Here is a 22,342-nt window from a genome sequence, read left to right on the forward strand (position 1 = left end):
CATGGCGAGGCGGAAATACGTCTCCTTTCTCACCCTCACACTGCTCTCCTTCCTCCTTACCTCCGTCGTGCTGGGGCCAGCCCTCATCGAGGCTCCCCCCGAAACCAAGAGCATCGAGGATATACTATCGCCAAAGCTTCCGCCCGGAAACGAGACCAACGAAACCGGACCGCCTGCTGAGGTTCCAGTTTCACCGCGCTTTGTCCTCCTCGTGACCGGAGCGGCACACACCCACTACCTCAGGCTCAACGTCTACACCGACTACGTGGACGGAGGGTGGCTGACCAGAAACGCCACCAAGATCCCGAGCAATGTCCTTGCCCCCCCCGAGATAAAAGTCCCCCACCACAGCGAAAGGGATAGAATAACCGTTGTCTCGTTTCTGCCCATTAGGGGCAACCTGTTCACATCTCTCTACACGACCCGCGTTGACGGTGCCGGGGCAGAGGCCATTCCCGAGTACAACCTTTTCATGACCCCCCTGAACGTGACCACTTACTCGTTCTCCGCGGTGAGCTACACCTTCGAGTGGCCTTATCTAGTCAACCTCACTGCTGGAAATCAGACCGAGTATCTAGAGGCTCCCAACAACACGGAGCTGAAGAACCTCGCCGAGAGCATAACCCTGGGGGCACGTTCGGATTACGGGAAGGCCATTCAGATAATCAGATACCTAGCAAACAACTACAGGCACGTGGAGAACGCCACACCACCGGCCGGCACCGACAGGCTGAAGTGGTTCCTGTTCGAGTCCAAGGCAGGGAGTTCCTACGACTTCGCCTCGGCCTTCGTGGTGCTGGCCAGGCTGAACGGCCTTCCTGCGAGGCTCGTCGAAGGGGTCTACATCGACGCAGTTCCGGAGACGCAGGCGGTCACCGAAGAGAACAGACACTTCTGGGCGGAGGTTTACTTTAAGGGCGCGGGCTGGCTCACCTTCGACCCCCTTCACCCCGACCCGAACGTCTACATGCCCTTTGAGCTGGAGGTTTCACCGCCAAAGATGGTGCTCAACCCCAACTCGACGGGGGAAGTTGAGGTCAAGTTCGAGCGCGTCGCGAGCGGAACGAACTCAACGGTCACTGTGGAAGTCCCCACCCTCGGGAAGATAGCGCTCATCAACGAATCGGGGATATACACACTGACCGTAGGGCCATTTGAGGAGCCCGGCTATTATCCCCTCATAGTCAACGCCTCCACAAACGCGGGGACGCCGATGTCCATGCTCCTCTTTACGGCAGTCACGGTTCCAGGTAGGATAACCGTCACTCCAGACCAGGCCGCGGTTGCGCTCCTCAAGACCGACCAGGTTGTCCTTGGCCTCGCGATACAGGGCGCCACCCAGGATGTGCGGCTCGAAACCACCTCCCCCTTGGTCGAAACGTGGTTCTGGTGGGGAACTCCAGGAAGCGAGACCGGGATATACGCTAGACTGGCCTCTCCGCTGAGATATCCCCTCGGATGGCACGTTGTGAACATGACCGTGACAAGCGGCGCAAAGAGGTATCCCCTCCACATCCCGGTCTTTGTCATGGAATCAACCGAGATCAGTATGGATATCCCCCACACCCTGACGGCTGGTGATTCTCTCGTCATAAACGGCACCGTGAGCGGAATCTCCACCGGAAGCGCCCCACCGCTGGGGAGCATCGTGGTGCTCCTGAGTGACGGCCGGAGAGACATACTGATAGGGTACGGCAACCTCTCAAACGGCGGGTTCTCACTCCCCATCAGGATTCCCAAATACCTGAAGCCCATGACTGGCCAGGTGAAGGTGTACTACGTCGCACCTCTCGGGTACCCGTACCTGTCCTCAAGCACCACGCTGGTGGTCCGGATAAAGGGGCTGGCGAAGTTTTCGCTCCCCGGGCTGATTTTAGCCCGGCCTGGAAACGTCACAGTGGTGGGAAGCCTTATCGACGGTGCTGGTGAGCCGATAGCCAACGCCACCATCCCATACTACCTGGACGGAAGGTACATAGGGAACGCAACGAGCAGAACTGACGGCAGGTTCTCCCTGAGGCTGGAGATTCCGGGGATAGAACAGCACACGCTGACCCTTGAGTATCCGGGGAGCGCCAACTATTCCCCGGCAACTATGAAAGCCACACTTGCGACCGTTGAACTTGACGTTCCAGATAAGATAACTGGCGAACTCGGAAAGCCCATCAGAATCAGCGGCAGGGTCATCGGAATTGAAAACGCCACGCTAAAGGCCTACGTATTCCCGGGCAAGACCTACACCATCAACGTCGTCAACGGAAGCTTCGATTTCACCGTTGAGCCCTTCCAGACCGTCGGTGAGAGGTCCTTGGAGTTCAGACACGGCGCCAGCATTCTGAAGCGGATAACCTTTGCGGTTGTCTCCCCCGTGAGGATAGAACTGCTGACGAAGGAGGCGAGGGGCGAAAAAACCGCCCGGCTGAAGTTCCGAGTTGTGGATTCGGTCAACGACCCCGTCAGCGGGATATACCTAAACGTCAGCGTGGACGGCTTTGCGATGCGCGTGATGACCAACGGCTCCGGAATAGCAACCCTCGACGTCCCAGTGCCGGAGGAGGAAACCAACGCAACTGTGACGGTTGCCTTCGACGGCTCCCCCTACTACCTGCCCGCCAGCGGAAGGTTCCACGTCGTAATCGGTAAAAAGCGGAAGATACCATGGCTCTACATCGGCGTGATCGTGATAATCGGCGCCCTGGTGGCCAGATACAGGCTCGTGAAGAGGAAACCAGAGGATAGGAGGCAGGAGAGGATTCTGAAGATAATATTCAACAACGGCATACCCCTGTTCCAGGAGGGCGAGACCATGGAGATAAGCGTGGAGTGCGACGGCGAGCCCGAGCTCTACGTCGACGGGAAACCCTTCGGGAGGGGGCGGGACTTCAAATTAACTCTGCCGCTGGGAGACCACACGATAGAGGCCAGGTGCAACGGTCTTGTTGAGACCGCCAGAGCCAGGATACTGCCCAGCTACAACGACGCCGTCGTGGAGTACTACGAGAGGTGCTTCCTCCCCTGGGCGAAGGGTGTGGGGGTGGACGTGGACGAACTGACGCCCAGGGAAATAGCGGAGACCCTCACAGACATGATGTACCCGTGGGAGCCCATAGACACCCTTACGGAGATATTCGAGAAGGCCAAGTACAGCGGAAGGAGGGTCTCAAGGGAGGAGTTCATACGGTTCTACCGCTCGGTGCTCGAGGTGATAGGAGGTGGCTGCGTTGTTTAAGCTCAACCCGGGAAGAATCGCGATATACATCGGTGCCCTGACGCTCATATATGCCCTCTCCACCCAGATGGAGGAGCTGAAAACCCTCCTAATGCCTGCAGTGGTGCTCGCCCTGTTTTTAACCGCCGGAGACGTTGCCGGGGCGATAAAGGGGGAAAACGAGGCCTTCGCCCTCAGGCTCCTCGGAGTAACCCTCGCGGCGCTCTTCCTGCCAGCCGAATGGAACATCCCCGCGGCCATGATAGTGCTCGGAGCGGGGACTGCCATAATAGCACCGAAACTGGAGGGCCATCCCAGGTTCGTCAGGGGCGCGGGGCTCTTGATTGGCCTCTACGGCGTCTCAAGGCTTCCCCCTCTCGGAGCGATGGGGAGCGTCTTCAGCTACGCGGGCCTTTTCCTGTTCCTCGGATACTCGATAGCAGAGCTCGGCGAGAGGTACCCTTGGACCGAGCCCGTTGAAAGAAACCTGCTTGGACTGGGCGCCCTCGGTGCGATCCTCGGGCTCTACACAGCGGTAAGGGGAAGCCTGAGCGAGAGCCACCCGGAGCTGGTATTCTACGGGGAGTGGCTGGTTCTTCTCCTGGGAGTCATCGTGGCCGGAAGCATGGTCTACTCGTACGTCAGCGAAAAAGACCCGGAGGCGTATCTCCTTTCCCAGTGGAGAAAGCACGAGGCGAGAACCGTGAAAAAGCTCGGCCCGGAACTCGCGGAGGCGAGTAAAGCAGTTGAGGACTTCGTGGTGCGTGGGAAGAAGGCGGCACTGGTGGCGTTCATAGCCTACTACGGGGCAAGGCTCTTCGATGATAGGAAAAAGTTCGAGGCGCTCATAGGGAAGATAGCCGACTACAGGGGCAGGCAGACCTCCCGGCTGACGCCGCTCTGGATAAGGCACGCCTACGAGAAGAGAGAACTTGAGAGGAGGATTAGAATCGTTGAGGAGGTTTTTGAGGAACTGAAAACGCTCATGAGGTGGGAGTCATGATGGATATTAAAGAGGCGTTTGAAACCCTTGAGGAAATCGTTGAGGCGGTTTCTCGGGTGTATATTGGTAATGAGGTTGTTGTTAGGAAGACTTTGGCTGCGGCGTTGGTGAATGGGAATGTCCTCTTCGAGGATTATCCTGGCTTGGGCAAGACGCTCTTAGCCAAAGCCTTCGGAAAAGTCCTCGGCTTGAAGTACACGCGCGTCCAATTCACTCCAGACTTGCTTCCAGCCGACATTCTGGGCACCAAAGTCTGGCGCCAAAACCTCGGAACCTTCGAGTTAATCAAAGGCCCAATCTTCACGCACGTTCTATTAGCGGATGAAATCAACCGGGCTCCCCCAAAGACTCAGTCGGCTCTGCTCGAAGCCATGGAGGAGAAGCAGGTAACCATCGAGGGCGAAACCTTCACCCTGGAGAGGCCGTTCTTCGTCATTGCCACCCAAAACCCCATCGAGTTCGAGGGGACTTACCCCCTCCCAGAGGCTCAGCTCGACCGCTTTCTCTTAAGGCTCCGCGTGGGTTATCCGAAATCGCTTGAGGATGAGGTGGCTATCCTTGAGGCGCGCTTGAGCTGGCGGAAGGATGATCCGACGGTTGACATGAGGGCCTTGATTGATCGAGAGACTTTTGTCGAGATGCAGGATTTGGTCGAGCGGGGGATTTTCATCAGCCGGGACTTGTTGAAGTACATTGCTGAGTTGATTAGGAATGCCCGCGCTGATGAGAGGGTTGAGGCTGGCCCGAGTCCTCGTGGGGGGATTGCCTTGATGAAGGTGGCTAAGGCTAATGCTTTGCTTGAGGGGCGGGATTTTGTCCTGCCGGATGATGTTAAGGCTTACGCGGTGGATGCTTTGGCTCACAGGGTTGTGGTCAAGCCTGAGTACGCTTTTGAAGGCATAAACGGGGAGGAGATTGTTAGGGAAGCCCTAGAAAAAACACCCGTACCGAAAGAGGCGGGGGAGAGATGAGGAAAAGCCTGACCGGATACATCCTCTGGGCACTGCTCCTCGGGACGGCATTCCTCTCTCCAGGGATGATAGGCCTAGCCATAGTGCCGCTCTCCCTTCTCGCCCTGGCGATGCTCGTTGACCCCCCGAGGGAGGTTAGGGTGAAGAGAAGGCTCTCAAGGCGCGAGATAAGGCTCGGCGAGGAGGTCGAAATCAGGGTCGAGGTCACAGTGGAGAAGGGACTCGGACTGGTCGTCGTCAGGGACCCGCTTCCAAAGAACGTTGCCCTCACATTGGGAAACAACGTAGGAGTATTCTTCAAGGGTCTGAAGCCGCTGAAGGCAGAGTACACCTACCGGATACGGCCGATGCTCCGGGGAGTCTATACGCTGCCAAGGAGCGAAGTAACCACCAGAAATCCGCTGGGGACGAGGTACATCTGGGGGCTCTACGGTGAGGAGCTCGGGCTCAGGGCCGTTCCCAAGGTCATCAGGGCGGTTCCGATAGCGGAAACACGGAGGAAGGCCAAGATAAGCGTCCCCGAGACGAGCTTCTCGATAAGGGGGCCCATCTCCACAGACTTCAAGGAGATAAGGGACTACCAGACCGGCGACCCGATGAAGCTCATAAACTGGAAGGCCACCGCGAGAACGGGGCGGGTTCTCGTCAACGAGTTCGAGAGGGAGGGCAAGAAGACGGTCCTGTTCATAGTCGACGCCAGGGAGGCGATGAAGATAGGAATTGAGAGTGAGAGCCCCTACGAGCACGCCATGAACCTCGTCGCCTCGATGGCGCACCGCTTCCTCAGGAAGGACTACCATGTGGGGCTGTACCTACTCGGGGCCAGAAAGTTCCTGCCGCCGGCAACGGGGCCCAGACAGCTGCACACGATGGTCCGGACGATGATGGACTTCGAGAGGGTTCAGGCAGAGGAGGAAAGCTTTGCCGATGCCGTTGAAAGGCTGAAGAGGATACTCGTCCAGTACACGCCGCTCGTCATATACGTCTCCAACGTGCTCGATAGGACGGCCGGAGAGACCAAGAAGGGAGTTCTGACCGTAATGGCCGTCCACAGGGGGAAATCCAGACCCGTGGTGGTGGACATATCGGTCTATCCGACCCTCGACCCCAAGACGGGCACACTCATAGAGATGGAAAAGCGGGCGATAACATCTGAGCTGGAGGGCACCGGAGCTTACGTCGTCCGCTGGGTTCCGGGGCGGGAGGATATAGGAGAGGTTCTGAGCAAGCTGCTGGGGGAGATAAGATGAACTTCAGGGCAGTAAAGCTGGCGGTGGTGCTCCCGGCGATAATCCTTACGTCTCTGGCGTATTCCGACGTATTCCGCCCCGGGGACTACCTCCTGGCGGCGGCCATTGGGATAATCCTTCTGGGAACGTTCCTCTCCAGGGGTTCCGCCAGCGGGACGGTCTTTCTCTCAACGGTGCTCTACGCGGTGCCCTACTCGATAGCTCTCTCTCAGTTCCTCCCGATAGCGTTCCCCGAAGCATACAGGAACCTGAGCGAGGCGATACTGGCGAGCCCCTACTTCTCCAGCCCTCTGGCAATCTTTGCCCTGATGGCCCTGAGCATACTCGCCGACTACGTTGACACCGCGGAGGCATGGGAGAACGTCCTAAGGGGGCTTGGATGGAGGGGAGCCGGTGGAAAAACTCTGCTCTACGGCCTTCCCGTCGTCCTGCTGGCCTTTGCCCTCTCACTGGGACTTCTGTGGCTCGGGAAAAGCCTGGGCCTCTCAACAGCGGGAATATTACTGCCGGTTTTCCTGCTCGTTCTCGGCGTGGCTATGGCCTATTCCTCAATCGAGAGCGGGAGCTATCGGAGGGTCATCGTTGCGGTCGAGGTTCCTCCATTGAACGGCGAGGTAGTGATAGAGACGCCAGATGGGAGCAGGATCATGCCCCTGAGCCGTTCTTCAGCGTTCGAGTGGGATACGCTGAGGCTGGAGGCCGAGCTTAAGAGGAGGCCTAAACGGGTCGTCCTGAGGGCAGGAGACAGAAGCGAGCTCCTAACCCCCCTCATAGAGAGTGCTGACGGCGAGACGCTCTTCCTGCTCTACCGAAAGAAGGGAGGAGAAGGTTAATATATTACGCCAACCAAAAACAGGAGGGGGATGGAGATGGGAGATGAGTTGCCGAAAGCGGTGAATAAAGTTCTCGAACCGGGCGAGAAGGTCCTTTTCTCTGTAAAGAAAAAGATAAGCCTCGAAAAGCCGAAGTGGGTTCTCGTGACGGATAGGAGGATAATCTACCTCGACGAAAAAATCCTGGGCAGGTACGATATAAAGGCCATACCGTACCAGAAGCTTGAGGAGGTCACCGTTGAGCTGGGCATCATCTCCTCGGAGTTCCTCATAAAGGGCGAGGAGGACATAAGGCTCAAGCTCGGCTGGATGAACAAGGAGCAGGCGAGAAAGACGATAAACGCCATAAAGGACGCCCTCAACGCGATAGCCATCGAGCCGGTAACGATAGAGGTCAAGAAGGGTCTGACCCACGAGACGTGGGTTCTGAAGAAGCCAAAGGAACTCGTGAGCAGGGTCGTCCCGGGAGGAACCCCAGTCCAGCAAGCGCCCCCTGTGGAGAAGGAGGAAGACCCGCTGGAAAAACTCAAGAAGCTGAAGGAGCTCTACGACATGGGTGTGATAAGCCAGGAGGAGTACGAGGAAAAGAGAAAGAAACTTTTGGAGCAGATTTAACCCCTTTTCTTCCAGATTATCAGAGCCGCCCCGAGCAGCAGGAGAGCGGCGAGGAGGTAGGGCAGGGGATTTTCCCCGATGGGCCCCTGAACTACCGTCGTTGTTGGCATCGCTGGAGCGGTTTCGGTGGCATGGGGTTCCTCCCTCAGAACCACCACCGTTGAGTTCACGAAGCCGTAGAGCTTCACCCCAAGGGGCCTGAGCTCACCCCAGTAGGGGCCCTCGTAGAGCTCCACGGAGAAAGATGCCCCTTTAGGGAGGGGAGCCACCGTGAAGTAATAGCCCGTTGAGGACTTGAGGAGGGGCCTCGGCTCGGCAAGCTCTGATAGGTTGCCTTTAATCCAGAGGTTTGCCCTGGAGAGGTTCACGAGACTGGCGTTGAGTGCTATTAATGCCGGAACGCCATTTCCCGAATAGTAGCGGAGCTTAGCAACGTTACTGACCTTTCCGCCGGTTTCAACTACCACGTCAAGCCAGGCCTTTCCGGTTTTTGTTGATGGAACCTCAACCAGTATCTCTGTTGAGTTCCAGGAGAGAACCCTCGCTTCAACGCCGCCGATGGTAACCCTCCCACCGCTTCCAAAGCCGGCCCCGGCTATGAGGATTTCCTGGCCGGGTCTTGCGGTGTAGGGGGTTAAGGAACCTATTAAAGGCCCTTCCTGCTCGCGCTCAATGTGGAAGACGTAGAAGCTGTTTCTCGGCAGTTCTACCGTCGCTTTGCCGTTCTCAACCACCATCTCTGCTCCGTAGAGGACATCAGCGTAAGTTCCATCGGGCCAGTCGAGGTTGATGCTGAGCTCTGCCGGCGAGCCCTTGTTCATCACAACCAGAAGTCTGTGCGCTCCAAAGGTTCTCTCAAAGGCCCAGACCGAGTAGTTGGCGTAAACCGTTCTGAAGTCTCCGAAAGCCAAAGCGTCATTGGTCTTTCTGAGCTTAGCTAAAGTTCTGATTATTCTTGCCGCCTCGGTGGTGTTGTTGAAGACCATCATGGGCCTGTTGTAGGGGTCGCCCTTTCCGTCCCTGCTCACAAGGTAGCTCTCGTCGCCGTAGTAGATGACGGGAATACCCGGCAGGGTCATCGTCAGCGCCAGGGCCATGTGGAAGCGCTCTACGGCGTCTTCCCTCCTCGCTCCATTGAGGAAGCGGATTAAGTCATGGCTGTCGAGGAAGTTTAACTGCTTGTTCGGATAGAGGAAACGGGAGTAGTAGTCCCCAAGCTGGGCCGAGAGAGTCTCAAGGCTTCCGACGAAGCCAAAGGTTTTCACTATATCCGCCCTTATAGGTATGTTCAGAACCGGCGAGACGTTGGAGTAGCGGTAGAACTCGTATAAATCGTCGCTCTTCCCGGGCGATGGTGTGTAGTACTCCCCGTAGATGAAGAGGGGCCTTTCCGAGTACAGGCGGAGGTAAAAGCTTTCAAGCCAGCCAAGCTCCATGTGCTTGACCGCGTCGATTCTAAGGCCGCAGGCACCGTTCTCGATGAAAAGTCTCGCTCCCTCCGTGAGGTAGGAATCCACCCACGGATTGAGCTGGTTGAAGTCAGCTAAGCCGTAGAGGTTGGCGTATTTCAGCTGTATTCCCGACCAGATAAAGATGTTGCCGTTGTGGTGGTAGACCTCTTCCCTTATGCCCGTTATCGGGTTCACGCTCGCGTTCTTCGTGTCCTCAAAGTAGTCAGTGATTTTGGTCCCGTTGTCGTACAGGGAACCGAACTCACCGTCCATTGCCGGATTGGAGTGGTTGGGGACGTAATCAACGATTATACAAATCCCCCTCTTTTTGGCCTCCTCTACCAGCTTAAGGAAGTCCTTCCAGGTTCCGAAGTGCTCCTCTATGCGTTTGTAATCCCTCGTCCAGTAGCCGTGGTATGGAGCGGAGCCATGTGCCATCTTGTTGATGTTGTCGTTGAGCGGGGAGACCCATATCATCGAGACGCCGAGGCTTGCTATGTAGTCGAGGTTCTCCGTGAGGCCCTCCAGGTCGCCTCCCCAGTAAAGGCGGTAGTTTCTGTGCTCCGGATCGTAGAAGGGCCCGTTGTTGCTCTGATTGCCATCGTAGAAACGGTCGACCATAACCTGATAGACGACGCCCCTTTCAGGGACGGGATAGGCCCCCACTGCAGGAAATGCAAGAAGTAGCACGATAAAGATAACCTTCACCAGCCTCATTATATCACCAAAAGTGATAAGAAAAGGGCCTTAAAAACTTCACGTTCTTTCTATGTCCTTGAAGCTCATGGACACCTCTGAACCAAGGATCTCGTCATTCGCAGCCTTCACGGCCCTGAGTCGGTACTTCCCCCTTTCAGCCTCCCACTGGAGCACCGTGCTGGCAGTCTCCTCAAGGAGGGGCAACAACTCAGGGGTTCTTTTCTCCAGCACGTCGCGGTTTATGAAGTAGAGGGCAAAGCGACTCTTCCTTCCGACAAAGGTCGAGATGTTGCGGACGAGCCTTATCACGTCCTGCCTCTCGAGGGCCACGAAGAGCTTGTGTATGCCGAGGACCGGATTGCACACGACCTTTTCAGGCACGACCTTGTCGTATATCTTGCCATAATACTTGAAGTCGAGGGAGTACTTGTCCACCTCGACCCTGCCAACGACGTTGCCGAACTCCCTGCTGCCGCCTATCTTTATCACAGGAATCTCCATTAAATCATCCGTATCCAGCCCCATAAGTTCAAGCCGGGTCACGTATTCGGCGAAGGTATCGGAGATGTCATCGATGAGAACTGGGCGGCCGGCATTCGTGCACCCCCTGCAGATCAGGTACAGAAGTATTTCCGGGGAGGACACCGAACTGTACTCGACGAGCACAGTCTCACCTGGCAGGATATTGAAAAGTATCAAGTCAATCCCGCGGTATGCCATACACACGCACCCAAATAGCTTTTAAGACGTGTAACTATAAAAGCTTACCTAAGAACATCGAAATTTACACAAGCCTGGCAATGCCAAGAACCCTGGGCGAATAAAATGAGCCTTTTCTGTAGACTTTACGTCCTATTGCGTTTAGAGCGCGGAGGAACTCGAAGGCGTTCCCAACGAGCATGTTGTCCCGGAACGGTATGACCTCTCCACCCCTGACAAGGTAGCCCAGCTCCACGGTCAGCGAGAAGTCGCCGCTGACCGGGTTTGCAGTGTGCTCGCCGAAGACCTTCTTAACAACTACGCCCTCAAACTCCTCCAGGTTGTCCCTTCCTGCCCCAACCACCACGTTGCTCGTCCCGATATGGGGCATCGTCCTGAAGTCTCTGACAGCGTTTCCAGTACTCTCCATGTTCAAAAAGCGTGCGTAAGTCTCATCGAGAAGGAACGAGCGTATAACGCCATCTTCCACCAGAACTGTCCTCTCGCCGGGGTTTCCTTCACCGTCAAAGGGGAAGCTCCCGACACCCGCAGGTATCGTTGCGTCGTCAATGACTTCCAGTCCCTCCGGGGCCACGTCTTCCCCCGGCTTGGAAAAGCGGCTCCTCCCGTAGTAAACACCGTCGCCGAATAGGTTCTCAAGGAGGATTCCAAGGATGGCGCGGAATGCCTCGGGCTCAAGAAGAATCTCACCCGAGTAAGGCTCCGCCTTCCCGGCGCGGTAGCTCAGTTCGGCCTCCTCGACCGCTTTTTGAATCGCCCCCTCAAGCTCCTCAAAGGGCTGGAGTGACCGATAAGCCTGATAGTACGAACCGGAGCCAGTCCGCTCACCCCTCTTCACGGCGTAGGCAGAGACGCTCATTCCGGTGCCCCTCCCCTCAAAGAAAATTCCGTTGGAGTTCGCTATCCCGTAATTGCTGACCGCAAGGGCTATCGAACCCGAGAGGGTCAGTGAGTCATATTTCAGCTCGCGCATCTTGGCGGCGAACTCCCCAGCGAGGGAATGGGCCTCTTCAAAGGGAATCTCATCTATCCTCCTGTCGTAGAGCCCGTCAACGCGGGGCACCCTGGAAGGGGTCGGGAAACCACTGAAGGGGACCTCGCTAACTCTGGCGAGCTTTACGGTTCTCTTCACGAGCTCCTCAAGGGCCTTCCGCTCGTGGTTAAGGCCGGTTATGTAGGAAAAGCCCAGCTTCCCATTATAGCCCACGCGGAGGCCTATGCCGGAGTGGAACTTCCGCTGGGAGCGCTCAAGCCTCTCCCTCTCTATCCGGAAGGAGCCTCCCCGTCCCTTTTCCCAGTAAATCTCCCACTCAACGTTCTCACGTTCGAGTATGCCGATGAGCTCGTCGATCACCGCAATCCCCCCACGAGGGCCCTTGTAAGAACGTGAGGCCCGCCATCGTCGACCGGCACCCACTGACCTTTCCCACAGTATCCCGGGAACTCTATCCTGAGGTCGTCCCCTATGGCGCGGATGTTCCTCAGGACGTTGAGGATCCATCCAGAGAGTGCCACATCTCTCACCTGGGCTTTAATTTCGCCGTTCTCGATTATGTAACCCTCCTTGGCACCAAAGGTGAAGGTGCCGTTGGCCGTGTCAACTTCGCCGCCCTTGTCCCCTATCATGTAGAGGCCGTTCTTGACCTCTTCGACCATTTCCTCAAAGCTCCAGTCTCCGGGCTCGACGTAGGTGTTGCTCATCCTCACGAGGGGCTGGTAGCTGTAGCCCTGAGCCCTGCCGTGACCATTTGGTTCGAGACCGAGCAAAGCGCTCGTCTCGCGGTCGGTGAGGTAATTCACCAGAACGCCGTTCTTTATTATCTCAACCCTCCTGGCCTTTATTCCCTCGTCATCGTAAACATAGGAGCCAAACTTGCCCGGAAGCGTTGGGTCGTCCACGACAGTTAGCCCCTCGACGGCTATTCTCTCACCCAGCTTACCAGCCAAGATGCTGTCGCCGTTCTTAACGGAATCGGCCTCGACGGCGTGGCCCAAAGCCTCGTGGATGAAGACGCCAGTGAGCTCGGGATCCATTATCACAGGGAACTCGCCGGAAGGGGGCGACTGGGCGTGGAGAAGTGAAATTGCTTTCTCCCTCACGAAGGCAGTCCAGCGGTTCAGATCTATCCTTTCAACCAGCTCCCACCCGGCCGTTCCGCCAAAGCTCTTCCAGTAGCTCTGCATCTCGCCGTTCCCCCTGGCAGTCACAGAGAAGCTCAGCCTCAGCCTTGGGACGACCGTCTCTATCTCGCTTCCGAGGGAGTTGAAGTAGAAGCTCTCCTTGAGGCCGTCCCCGTAGTAAACGCTCCTGTTGGATATATCACCTCCACGGAGGAGCGAATCGATTTCCTTTACGAGGGCGAGCTTGTCTTCGATATCCAGGTCCAGAAAGCTCTTTTTGGGCCTTATCTCTGCCCTGTCCTTCACGGGGTCGCCAAGGTAAATCTTCGAGTCCCCCCTAGAAAGCTTCGCTATCTTCATGGCGGCCTCTATGGCATCCCCTGCTCGGCTCATATCGTTGGCGCTCGAAAATCCCCACGCACCGTTGAAGGCCCTGACTCCTATACCCACCTCAGTGTTCATCCCCAGCTCTTCCAGCTGGCCGTTCTGCATTGAGAGGTGTGATGCGGTAACCCGGGTTACACGTATCTCATAATAGGATATACCGTAACGTCCCGCGAGCTCCTCGGCGGTTCTTAATAGACCCTCCATCCTCCCACCGATGGACATAAAAGGGATAGCGTTTATATGGGTTCCCATAGAGGGATGAACCACAAGCGTTTAAGTGTTGGGTATGGAGAGGCGTAATGAAATACTCCAGTACATCCAGAGCAAACCGGGGATAACCTTCAGGGAGCTGGCAAGGGAGCTCGGAATAGGCATAGGTGACCTGCAGTACCACCTCTACCGGCTGGAGAAGGAGAAGAAGGTGTTTTCAAGGAAGCTCGGAAAGAGGCGCTACATATTCCCCGAGGGCTTTGAAGGGGAGTGCCAGAAGCTCATCATAGCAATCTCGACCGAGACCCGGAGGAGGATCCTCCTGCTCCTGATGGAAGGCCCCATGACCCAGAGCGAGATAGCCAAAAGGCTAAGGCTCAGCCAGCCTACCGTGAGCTACCACATGGGGGAGCTCCTGAAGCTCGGCATCGTCGATGCCAGGAAGGAGGGGAAGAGTGTGGTGTACACCCTCTCCTATGACCCGGGGATAATAGCGCGCGTCATAAAGGACTACCGGCCGAGCCTCTGGGAGAAGCTGGCCGACAACCTGATAGATCTGCTCACCAGCGTGGGTGATGAGGAATGATTGAAACCATACTTACAGTCACGGCACTGATCCTCGCACTGGCCCTTGCGGGGATCTCGTTGATAGCCTACAAGAAGAGCCATCTCCGCGCGGCGCTCTACCTGATAGCCGCGTTCCTCCTGCTGGCAATAAAGAAGGTCATAGAGACCCTGCATCTGGCGGCGTGGATAGAGAGAGACGTGAGCATAGCCGTCGGCACACTGGAGGTCATAGTCCTAGTTCTCTTTGTTCTGGCACTTTGGAAGCGCTAGCGAACCACCAACACCGGAGGCTCTATCGAGCCAACGACCTCCTCCAGAAGGCTTCCTATCCTCGTTTTTCCACTCCTCCCGTAGGCCCCCATGACGACAAGCCCGTACTTTCCGGAGTTGGCTTCCCCAAGAATTGTGTCCTTTGCTGAGCCCTCCACAATCCTTATCGAACAGTTGACGCCCTCCTGGTGGCAGAGCTCAAGGAGGTTCGTCATTATGTCCTTTATACTGGTTTTCATCTCCCTCCATATCTCCTCCTCGAACTTCTGAACATTTTTTAAATCCTGGCTCAGCATCCCCATGTTGAAGGCGAGAGCCTTGGCCTCTCTCCTGTCCAATACTGAGAAGAGCGTGAGCTTACCTCCCCTCCTCTTCGCTATGGCTATCGCGTGCAGGGCTGCCTTCTGGCTCCACTTCGAACCATCAACGAGCACGAGTATCCTCATAGATCACACCCCTATGTATCTTATCCAAATCAGAACCATACCCACGCCGACCGTGCTCAGCATTATTACAAGGCCTATCTTAAGGAAGTCCATGAAGGTTATGTTGAGCCTCTCCCTGGCGGCAATACCCAGAACGACGATGTTGGCGCTCGCACCTATCGCGGTGCCGTTTCCACCGAGACAGGCCCCGAGGGACAGCGCCCACCAGAGGGGATAGACGTCCATAGAGACGCTCATGGATTTTATCAGAGGTATCATTGCCGCAGTCAGGGGTATGTTGTCCACTATGGCCGAGGCTATGGCCGAGAACCACGTGACCATCACTATGGCCTGTCCCGTCGTGTGGACGTAGCCGAGAAGCCAGCGCGCAACGTCGTCTATAACCCCGGTCTCAACGAGTGAACCAACGACTATGAAGAGCCCCATGAAGAAGAATATGGCAGTCCACTCAATCTTTTCGAGGACTTCCGTGGGCTCCATCCTGCTCCAGAGCAGGAGAACTGAAGCGCCGCTGAGGGCCACGACGGCGGGGTGTATTCCAAGCCTGTCGTGAATGAAGAACAGCAGCACAACTGCCAGTATCACGATGACCGACTTCCGGAAGAGGGAGCGGTCCCTTATGGCCTCGTCCTCCCTGAGCATCTGGATGGTCGACTGAATCCTCTCCATCTTTGCGGGGGTTATCCTCATGGCGTCCCGGTAGACAAGGTATATTATACCGAGGGTTATGAGGAGGTCTATGGCCGCTATGGGCCCCATGTTCAGGAGGAACTCGGTGAAGCTCAGTCCAGCGGCAGAGCCTATCATTATGTTGGGGGGGTCGCCTATCAGTGTTGCCGTTCCGCCGATGTTTGATGCAAATATCTCGGCCAGCAGGTAAGGAATCGGGTTAACGTCCATGAGGCGGGTTATATAGAGGAGCATCGGCGTCAGGAGAAGGACGGTGGTAACGTTGTCGAGAACGGAGCTTACAAGGGCGGTCACTATGGAAAACAGTATGAGAACCTTCATGGGGCTGCCCCTGGCAAACTTCGCCGTTTTTATCGCTATGAACTCGAAGAGACCGCTTTCCTTGGCCGTGTTGACTATCATCATCATGCCGATAAGCAGGAGGAGCGTGCCGAGGTCAAGGTACTCGGGCATTTTCTCCCAGGGGACGACCCCCATAAAGAGCACTATTGATGCCCCAAACAGGGCAGCAACGGTCCTGTGAACCCTTTCACTGATTATCAGGGCGTAGATAAAGATGAACACTGCAACAGCCACTGCTACTTGTCCATCCGGAGTCATCGAGACCACCCTAATACACTATCGTTGGCTTGTCCACGTGCTGGACTATCTTAAGGACCAGCGGGCTTATTGGGGATATCTTCGTAACCTCGGAGCCGTAGCTCCTCGAAATAACAAGCAGGTCAAACTCTTCCCCCTCCATCATCTTCACAACGTCATCGCTTTTGCTGCCTATGAACTGTCTGTGCCTGACACGAAGCCCGTGCATTTCAAGCCTTGAAGCTATCTCAGCGGCAACCCGTTCGGCGAATTCCATCTTGGCCCTTTTGAGTTTTTCAGCCTCATCCCTGCCGAGGGTCTGCTCTATCAGCAGGAGGGTCCTCTTCTCGGAGATGTAAACAACGGTAACCGATGCACCGGGGTAAGCACTCAGTATTTCGTAGAGCTCCTCGGGTATGTTTCCAGAGAACCTGTCCACAGGCATGAGAATCGAGTGTATTTCCGGTAAAACGAACTCTTCGGGTAGGAGAAGGAACTCGCGGTAGCGCTTCGCTATCTCCTCGTATCTCCCGCCGGCAATGTTCCTGAACTTCCTGGCGATAAGCCTGCTGAATACATCCATTGTCATCCCCAGACTGGGAAGATAAGGAGATGATTTAAGCTTTTTGCCGGTTCGTTTTAGAGGGTTGAACCATAAACGCTTTATTAAAGCCCTGCGAGCTAAAATCGGGGTGAGAAAAATGAAAAAGGCACTAGTACCGCTGCTGATACTCATGCTTCTGCTGCCATTCGCATCATTTGCCGCAGCAGAGTGTCCGAGCGAGGGACACACGGTGGTTCTCAAGGCGCCCGCGGTTTCAAAAACCGCCGACGGCCAGCTCATAGGTGTCGCCACAGACTTTGTAATCACAGTCGCACCGGGAACAGGCCACGTCTACGTCGAGACGTGGCCTCTAGCTGAAGTGGATATGCAGGCGAGTGCCAGATTGGCCGCACAGATAGCGGGCAAAGTCCTCGGGGTGGATATGAGCAAGTACGACGTGTTCATTCAGATCAAGGCAGATTCCCCAATAATCGGCGGTCCCTCCGCCGGAGGAACCATGACAGTTGGAATAATCGCGGCCCTTGAGGGGTGGAAGGTCAACCCCAAGGTCATGATGACCGGGATGATAAACCCGGACGGAACCATAGGGCCGGTGGGCGGGATACTTGAGAAGGCCTCCGCGGCCCACGACGTCGGGGCCGAGCTGTTTTTAATCCCCCAGGGACAGCGCATCCAGTACGTTCAGGAGACCCAGAAAAAGGAGATTGGCGGCATAGTGGAGATAAACACCCAGACGAAGAAGGTTGACGTCGTTGACTACGCCAAGGAGCGCTGGGGACTGACGGTCGTTGAGATTAAGGATATTTACGATGCCGTTTACTACTTCACGGGGCACAGGATACCACGCCCGGAGGCCCCTGCGTACATCAAGATAGACACGTCTTTCCTGAAGGACGACGCCGTGAAGGACTACGACAACACCACCGCCTACTACCAGTCAACGCTGGAGAAGCTCAAAAAGAGCGACGTTGACTACGCCACCTACACGACCCTGATGGAGGCGCTGAACGAGGCAAACGCCATACTCAATCAGTCCAAGAAGAGCCTCGAAGGAGGGATGTACTACACGACCCTGAGCAAGGACTTCCAGGCCAGGATCATCATAAGGCACGTGGACTGGTACTTGGGCGTAAAGTCTGGAGATGACGTTCAGAGGATTCTAAAAACGACGGGTTCGCAGATAAACACCTCCGAGAGCAGGGTCTCGAACATCACCATCAGAGGCACGACAATGCTCCAGGCGGTTGCCGCCGCAGAGGAGAGAGTCGAGCAGGCAAAGGCGCTCCTCCAGAGCGCATGGAAGTACTACTACAACGGCGACTACTGGGATGCAATAGGTGAAGCCGCCTATGCCTACGAGAGGGCGAAGACAGCTATTTTCTGGGCGGGCCTCGGCGAGAGGTTTGCGAGCGGTGACGTGATAAGCAGAGACGTCGTGAAGGCAACTGCCAGGGACTACATAGACGAGTCCAACCTCATAGTGACCTACATAGAGTCGATGTACGGTACCGTTGGGGGCGACCTGAGCCAGGGAATTCAGCAGGCGGAGCAGTACTACGAGGACGGCAAGTACTCCGCGGCGCTCTTCACGGCGATGGAGGCGAGGGTCAGGGCACAGGTCTTTCTGGACACGCTGGGAATAGACAACCAAACGATTCTCAAAGACAAGCTGGCGGGAATGAAGGAAAGCGCCAAGGTGGCCATAGCGATGGCCCAGAACCAGGGCATAACTCCCGTCTTGGCTATAGCATACTATGAGTTCGCGGAGAGCTACGAGCAGAGCGCGGAGGAGAACGGCAGCATGGAGGACCTCCAGACGGCAATGATATTCTACCAGTACGCCAGGGAAACTGCGAACCTGTTCCTCAGCAAGCCGAGCCAGACAACGATTCAAACGAACACCACCGCAACGGACATACCCCAGATAGTCATCCCCACGCCATCGGCAACCGAAACTACAACCCCAATCCCGGGAGAAGGCGGTGGAAGAGTTCCCGAGACGGCAATAATCCTGATAGCCCTCGGCGCTTTCCTCGTGGGTGCCGCGGTTGGTAAGAAGCTGTGAACCTCCGGTTCTATTTTTATCCCATTTAGCGGTCCCTTCCACGGAGCCCCAACAAAAAGATTTTAGGAAACACCCGAACTTTGCACTGCCGATGATGAGAACTCCCTGCCCTGAGAGGTGAGGACAACCGGCTCCCTGAGGCTACACCAAACCCTTGAGAAACTCAACGTAAACCCTTTTCACCCTCGTCACAGATTCGATGCTCACCCATTCATCCGAGGAATGCCAGTTTCCACCTATCGGGCCGTAGACAAGGGTCGGCTTGCCCAGATAGGTTCCAAAGTAGTTGAAATCGCCCACGCTCTTCCCGTAGGTTACCTCAGGCTCCCTTCCGAAGAGCGCAGCGTGAACTCTCCTGAACGCTCCTGCGAACCTGCTGTTTTCCCTGACGACATAGGGGAGCATGTCCGGCGTCGGCCTCTCAAACTTCTCGATCCTCAGCTCCACCCTGAGCTTCAGCCTCTCTGCGAGTCCAAGGAGCTCGGCCTTGACCCTCTCCCAGTCCTCCCCGGGTACAATGTGACGGTCAACTATGGCGGTAGCCCCATCGGGAACGCTGAGACCGTCGGCGGAGCCTTCGATATGGAGCGTGCAGTACGAACCGGAACCGAGCTTTCTGTGCCTCCTGAGCCGGATTCTCCAGAGGCTTCCCAGAAACCTCCCCAGCTCCTCGATGGCGTTGATTCCGAGGTGCGGTCTGGCGGCGTGGGCCTTTCTGCCGAGGGCCTCCACCCGAATCACAAACCTCCCCCTCGCGCCCAGCATAAGCCTCTCATTGGTCGGTTCGGCAACGAGCACAAGGTCTGCCGCGTCCAGCTTTCCGCTCTTTATGAGCTCCCAGGTTCCACGGGAATAGCCCTCCTCGTCACTGACGGCGGTGAATATTACCTCCGGCCTCTCGCGTTTGGGAAGCTCGGCAAGCTCAATGAAAGCGCTCATCAGAGCGGCGAGGCCAGCCTTCATGTCGGCACTGCCGAGGCCATAAAAGCGGTCGCCGTCGAGCTCGCCCCACGGGTTGCGCGTCCATCCCGGAGATGGGTTCACTGTATCCATGTGGCCGTTCAGAACGACCGTAGTCTTCCGTCCGGAGAGGTACGCTATCACGTCCTCGCCGAAGCCATCGACTGGGAGGGTCTCAACTTTGAAGCCCCTTTCCTCAAGGAAAGACGCTATAAAGCGCGATATATCCCCCTCCTCACCGAAGGGGGAGCGGATGGAAACGAGCCTTTTTAGGAGCTCAATCTCCATCTTCCATCCCCCTCAGCTCCCTGAGAAAGTCCCTAAAGCTCATCTGACTCCTCCCCGCTTTGGAGGGGTTCTAACGAGTTAACCCCTCGCCAATGACGGGGAGGTTTGAGGGGTTCTCATCAGGGAACCCACTAAAACGGGTTCTTCGAACCCCCTCTGGCCCGGTCTTAGGCCAATTACCCCTACCTGCCAGAGCAGGCAGGGTCGGGGTTATGGTTTTGACCACCTTCCTCAAAATGTTAAAAGCTCCAACCAAGTCCGCATTCATCACAACACCCTCTCCACGGCACTTAAACAAACCCCTAACAAAGCGAGCATCAGAATGGCGTTGGCCACAGAGAGGGCAGGTTTGAGAAGTGAAAGCCTCATCAACAACCACAACGCTAATACCATACTCCTCAGCAACCTCCTTCAAGCGTTTGATGAGGTAATTAAACCGCCAGACGTGGGAGAGAAGGAAATTCTGCTTTCTGCCCTTCTCAGAGTTTCTGGCGATACCCCTGGGATAACCGACGACAATCTTAGAAACGCCAAGCTCGTAAAGCCTTCTAACAGCCCCTCTTACTGCCGTGTTAATGTAGTGTTTCGCCCGAAGTTTCGCCTTCTCGTGCATTCTTTTGAGTTTTCTGCCCGTTTTGGCTCCAGACTTGTTGAGTTTCGACTGATACTCTGCTATTCTCTTCTGCCAGTAAAAGGCGATACTTTTGAGAGGCCTTCCATTGACTAGAAAGCTCTCTCCATTTTCAACGTAAACGGCCATCAAATTGTTCACTCCCAAGTCAATTCCTGCCGAGAAGTTTCCTTTTGGTGTTCTTGGGAGTTTAACCCACTTGTCCTTCTCCAGCTTCTCCCCAACTTTGGAGAAGCTGATGTGGGCGTACCACTTGCGTTTAACATCATCATAGATTATTTCTAACCTCCCCTGCTTTCCCTTCAAGTGGATTCTTCCCTTGAACTGGATTTCGAGTTTTCCAAACTTGCCGAGTCTTCGCAGTTCGAGAACATTTCCATTAATCCGGTACTGGTCGTTCCTGAGTGGGATTACGAAGATTTTTCTGCCGTTCTCTTCTCTAATAAATTTGGGCGGTTTTGGTTTGAACCATTCTGGCAGTTCTCCATTCTTTTTCTTCTTGTTGAGGGAAAAGAAGCTCCTCCAAGCTTCTGCGTTCTTTCTGGCTAACTGTTGGACTGTTGAGCCACCAATCCAGTTTTTGAACTCGTGGTATGCTTCCTTTTCTGTTCCGTTAAAGTCGATTTTGCCGAATTCTTTGAACTGTTTTAAGCGCTGGTAGTTGAGCTTGTTCCAGATTATTGCCGAAGCGTAAGCTAACTCAAAAAGGGTTTTCTCCTGCTCCCTAGAGGGTTGGAGTTTAACCGTTACTGCTCGCCTCATTTCTTCTCCCGTTCGACTTTTTCAATCCAGAGTTTCATTGCTTCAGTTACTGCAACTCCTAATGCCCCTCTAATCCGTCCATACTTCTCTGCCACAAGCTTTCTGAACTTCCTCTCAACATCATCATCGACGGAGACAGTTATTACTCCCACTCTCTCACCAGTAAGTATTAATACATACAAGTATTTAAGCCTTTCTTTTGCTTTCCTGCTCAAGAGCCAAATTCTCGAACACTGTACCCCACCCTAAAGGGCGAGGCTTGAAAAAGAAAAAAGTCAGATTCTATGGCCTTCACTTTTTCATACTCTTCCTTCAAAGTGACGTAGTTGCTCCTCGACAGCCCGGCGAGCTCCAGCATCAGGAACTTTCCCTCACCGGTGAGCCTCCCGGAGAGGTATGAATAGACCCTTTCTCCGAGCTCTTCAAGCTCCATGACGACCTCCAGGACTTTAAGATACTCCCCGACGGTTGCTATCTCAAGCTTCTGATCAAGAAACATCCTGCTCCATTCCCTGGCCTCACCCTCAAACTCGATATCGGGGTACAGCTCCCTGACAACCCTCCTGAGCTTCTCCTCTCCGCGAAGCTTTTTCTCCACAAATTCCCCAAACCTTATCTTCCAAATAATCGTCCGGGAGGGTATTCCTAAGCAAAACGTATATACCTGCTGAGTACTGCTCACTCCTAACGAGGTACGAGAGAACCTCCAGCAGGGGCCTTTTTGAAACATCACTCAAAACAGCCTTTATTTCTTCGAACAAATCTTCCCCACCCATAAAGGCATCAAGAGGCGTTGGCATTGTATCACCCAGTTAAAAATAGGCCCCACGAGTAAAAATCGTTTTCGTATAATTGTAGTGGACCGGGCGGGATTTGAACCCGCGGCCTCCGCCTTGCGAGGGCGGCGCTCATACCAGGCTGAGCTACCGGCCCACACCCGGTTATATGGGAAGCGGGGTGGTTTAAAAAGTTTTGGTCTCAACGCGGGGAGTGATACACATTTTTGAGTTCAATTTCTACTGGAAAAGAAGGGTTTTTAACTTTCACATGC

Annotated in this window: 21 protein-coding genes and 1 tRNA gene; 9 read left to right on the forward strand and 13 right to left on the reverse strand. The window is 55.3% G+C overall.

Annotated elements, in window-relative coordinates; translation table 11 throughout:
- Position 1 precedes the first annotated feature (1 nt).
- From A3L14_RS10430 to A3L14_RS10455, 6 genes are read left to right on the forward strand one after another with little or no spacing between them, the layout of a single operon-like run.
- Positions 2 to 3,229: a transglutaminase domain-containing protein gene (locus A3L14_RS10430; RefSeq protein ID WP_055428529.1), complete on the forward strand. Its 3,228-nt coding sequence runs from the start codon at positions 2 to 4 to the stop codon at positions 3,227 to 3,229.
- Entirely contained in the window at positions 3,213 to 4,211 is a 999-nt protein-coding gene (locus A3L14_RS10435; RefSeq protein WP_232473347.1) for a hypothetical protein, read from the forward strand. The genes A3L14_RS10430 and A3L14_RS10435 overlap by 17 nt, the downstream gene beginning before the upstream one ends.
- Positions 4,208 to 5,182 carry an AAA family ATPase gene (locus tag A3L14_RS10440; protein ID WP_055428528.1) on the forward strand — a complete coding sequence of 325 codons (975 nt, stop codon included), beginning with the start codon at positions 4,208 to 4,210 and terminating at the stop codon, positions 5,180 to 5,182. The genes A3L14_RS10435 and A3L14_RS10440 overlap by 4 nt, the downstream gene beginning before the upstream one ends.
- Positions 5,179 to 6,432 (forward strand): DUF58 domain-containing protein, encoded by a 1,254-nt coding sequence (locus tag A3L14_RS10445; protein WP_055428527.1) that lies wholly within the window; start codon positions 5,179 to 5,181, stop codon positions 6,430 to 6,432. Before A3L14_RS10440 ends, A3L14_RS10445 begins: the two co-directional genes overlap by 4 nt.
- On the forward strand, positions 6,429 to 7,265 hold the full coding sequence (locus tag A3L14_RS10450) for a hypothetical protein (protein WP_055428526.1): 837 nt from the start codon (positions 6,429 to 6,431) through the stop codon (positions 7,263 to 7,265). Before A3L14_RS10445 ends, A3L14_RS10450 begins: the two co-directional genes overlap by 4 nt.
- A gap of 36 nt (positions 7,266 to 7,301) precedes the next feature.
- Positions 7,302 to 7,880, forward strand: a complete 579-nt coding sequence (locus A3L14_RS10455) for a PH domain-containing protein (protein WP_055428525.1) — start codon at positions 7,302 to 7,304, stop codon at positions 7,878 to 7,880.
- On the opposite strand, the gene A3L14_RS10460 is transcribed toward A3L14_RS10455, so the two are convergent.
- The 4 genes from A3L14_RS10460 to A3L14_RS10475 form a co-directional block, all read right to left on the reverse strand.
- The gene (locus A3L14_RS10460) at positions 7,877 to 10,048 is read right to left on the reverse strand and encodes an alpha-amylase family glycosyl hydrolase (RefSeq protein WP_055428524.1); all 2,172 of its coding nucleotides are present in this window, start codon (positions 10,046 to 10,048) and stop codon (positions 7,877 to 7,879) included. The genes A3L14_RS10455 and A3L14_RS10460 overlap by 4 nt on opposite strands.
- Before the next feature lie 39 nt (positions 10,049 to 10,087).
- Complete coding sequence (locus A3L14_RS10465) at positions 10,088 to 10,750, reverse strand: DUF257 family protein (protein WP_055428523.1); 663 nt, start codon at positions 10,748 to 10,750, stop codon at positions 10,088 to 10,090.
- Positions 10,751 to 10,814: 64 nt separating this feature from the next.
- Positions 10,815 to 12,104, reverse strand: coding sequence for a TldD/PmbA family protein (locus A3L14_RS10470; RefSeq protein ID WP_055428522.1), 1,290 nt, complete (start codon positions 12,102 to 12,104; stop codon positions 10,815 to 10,817).
- Positions 12,101 to 13,462: a TldD/PmbA family protein gene (locus tag A3L14_RS10475; RefSeq protein WP_074631528.1), complete on the reverse strand. Its 1,362-nt coding sequence runs from the start codon at positions 13,460 to 13,462 to the stop codon at positions 12,101 to 12,103. Before A3L14_RS10475 ends, A3L14_RS10470 begins: the two co-directional genes overlap by 4 nt.
- 82 nt (positions 13,463 to 13,544) lie before the next feature.
- Between A3L14_RS10475 and A3L14_RS10480 the strand changes: the two genes are divergently transcribed.
- Together A3L14_RS10480 and A3L14_RS10485 are read left to right on the forward strand one after the other, a co-directional pair.
- Positions 13,545 to 14,054 carry a winged helix-turn-helix transcriptional regulator gene (locus A3L14_RS10480; RefSeq protein ID WP_055428521.1) on the forward strand — a complete coding sequence of 170 codons (510 nt, stop codon included), beginning with the start codon at positions 13,545 to 13,547 and terminating at the stop codon, positions 14,052 to 14,054.
- On the forward strand, positions 14,051 to 14,305 hold the full coding sequence (locus tag A3L14_RS10485; protein WP_055428520.1) for a hypothetical protein: 255 nt from the start codon (positions 14,051 to 14,053) through the stop codon (positions 14,303 to 14,305). The genes A3L14_RS10480 and A3L14_RS10485 overlap by 4 nt, the downstream gene beginning before the upstream one ends.
- Here A3L14_RS10485 and A3L14_RS10490 read toward each other — a convergent pair.
- Genes A3L14_RS10490 through A3L14_RS10500 form a run of 3 tightly spaced genes read right to left on the reverse strand, consistent with a single transcriptional unit; the run spans position 14,302 to position 16,609 of the window.
- Complete coding sequence (locus A3L14_RS10490) at positions 14,302 to 14,751, reverse strand: universal stress protein (RefSeq protein ID WP_055428519.1); 450 nt, start codon at positions 14,749 to 14,751, stop codon at positions 14,302 to 14,304. The two genes, A3L14_RS10485 and A3L14_RS10490, sit on opposite strands and share 4 nt — an antisense overlap.
- A 3-nt stretch (positions 14,752 to 14,754) precedes the next feature.
- Complete coding sequence (locus A3L14_RS10495) at positions 14,755 to 16,041, reverse strand: ArsB/NhaD family transporter (protein WP_055428518.1); 1,287 nt, start codon at positions 16,039 to 16,041, stop codon at positions 14,755 to 14,757.
- Positions 16,042 to 16,051: 10 nt separating this feature from the next.
- Positions 16,052 to 16,609, reverse strand: a complete 558-nt coding sequence (locus A3L14_RS10500) for a universal stress protein (protein WP_308686510.1) — start codon at positions 16,607 to 16,609, stop codon at positions 16,052 to 16,054.
- A gap of 112 nt (positions 16,610 to 16,721) precedes the next feature.
- On the opposite strand from A3L14_RS10500, the gene A3L14_RS10505 reads away from it, so the two are divergent.
- On the forward strand, positions 16,722 to 18,650 hold the full coding sequence (locus tag A3L14_RS10505) for a S16 family serine protease (RefSeq protein ID WP_055428516.1): 1,929 nt from the start codon (positions 16,722 to 16,724) through the stop codon (positions 18,648 to 18,650).
- A 141-nt stretch (positions 18,651 to 18,791) separates the two neighbouring features.
- Here A3L14_RS10505 and A3L14_RS10510 read toward each other — a convergent pair whose 3' ends face one another.
- The 6 genes from A3L14_RS10510 to A3L14_RS10525 all read right to left on the reverse strand — a co-directional run bounded on the left by A3L14_RS10510 (position 18,792) and on the right by A3L14_RS10525 (position 22,224).
- Entirely contained in the window at positions 18,792 to 19,898 is a 1,107-nt protein-coding gene (locus A3L14_RS10510; RefSeq protein WP_088886138.1) for a M20 family metallopeptidase, read from the reverse strand.
- Between the two features lie 70 nt (positions 19,899 to 19,968).
- Positions 19,969 to 21,291, reverse strand: a complete 1,323-nt coding sequence (locus A3L14_RS10515) for an RNA-guided endonuclease InsQ/TnpB family protein (protein WP_055428515.1) — start codon at positions 21,289 to 21,291, stop codon at positions 19,969 to 19,971.
- A complete protein-coding gene (locus A3L14_RS11870) occupies positions 21,288 to 21,443 on the reverse strand; it encodes a hypothetical protein (protein WP_162840175.1) in 156 nt (51 codons plus the stop codon). Before A3L14_RS11870 ends, A3L14_RS10515 begins: the two co-directional genes overlap by 4 nt.
- A gap of 59 nt (positions 21,444 to 21,502) precedes the next feature.
- Positions 21,503 to 21,889 (reverse strand): hypothetical protein, encoded by a 387-nt coding sequence (locus tag A3L14_RS10520; RefSeq protein WP_055428514.1) that lies wholly within the window; start codon positions 21,887 to 21,889, stop codon positions 21,503 to 21,505.
- A complete protein-coding gene (locus A3L14_RS11875; RefSeq protein WP_157628413.1) occupies positions 21,816 to 22,091 on the reverse strand; it encodes a hypothetical protein in 276 nt (91 codons plus the stop codon). Before A3L14_RS11875 ends, A3L14_RS10520 begins: the two co-directional genes overlap by 74 nt.
- 58 nt (positions 22,092 to 22,149) lie before the next feature.
- Positions 22,150 to 22,224: transfer RNA gene (locus tag A3L14_RS10525), tRNA-Ala, on the reverse strand.
- Positions 22,225 to 22,342 lie beyond the last annotated feature (118 nt).

Origin of the sequence: Thermococcus thioreducens, assembly GCF_002214545.1 — an archaeon.
GTDB lineage: Archaea > Methanobacteriota_B > Thermococci > Thermococcales > Thermococcaceae > Thermococcus > Thermococcus thioreducens.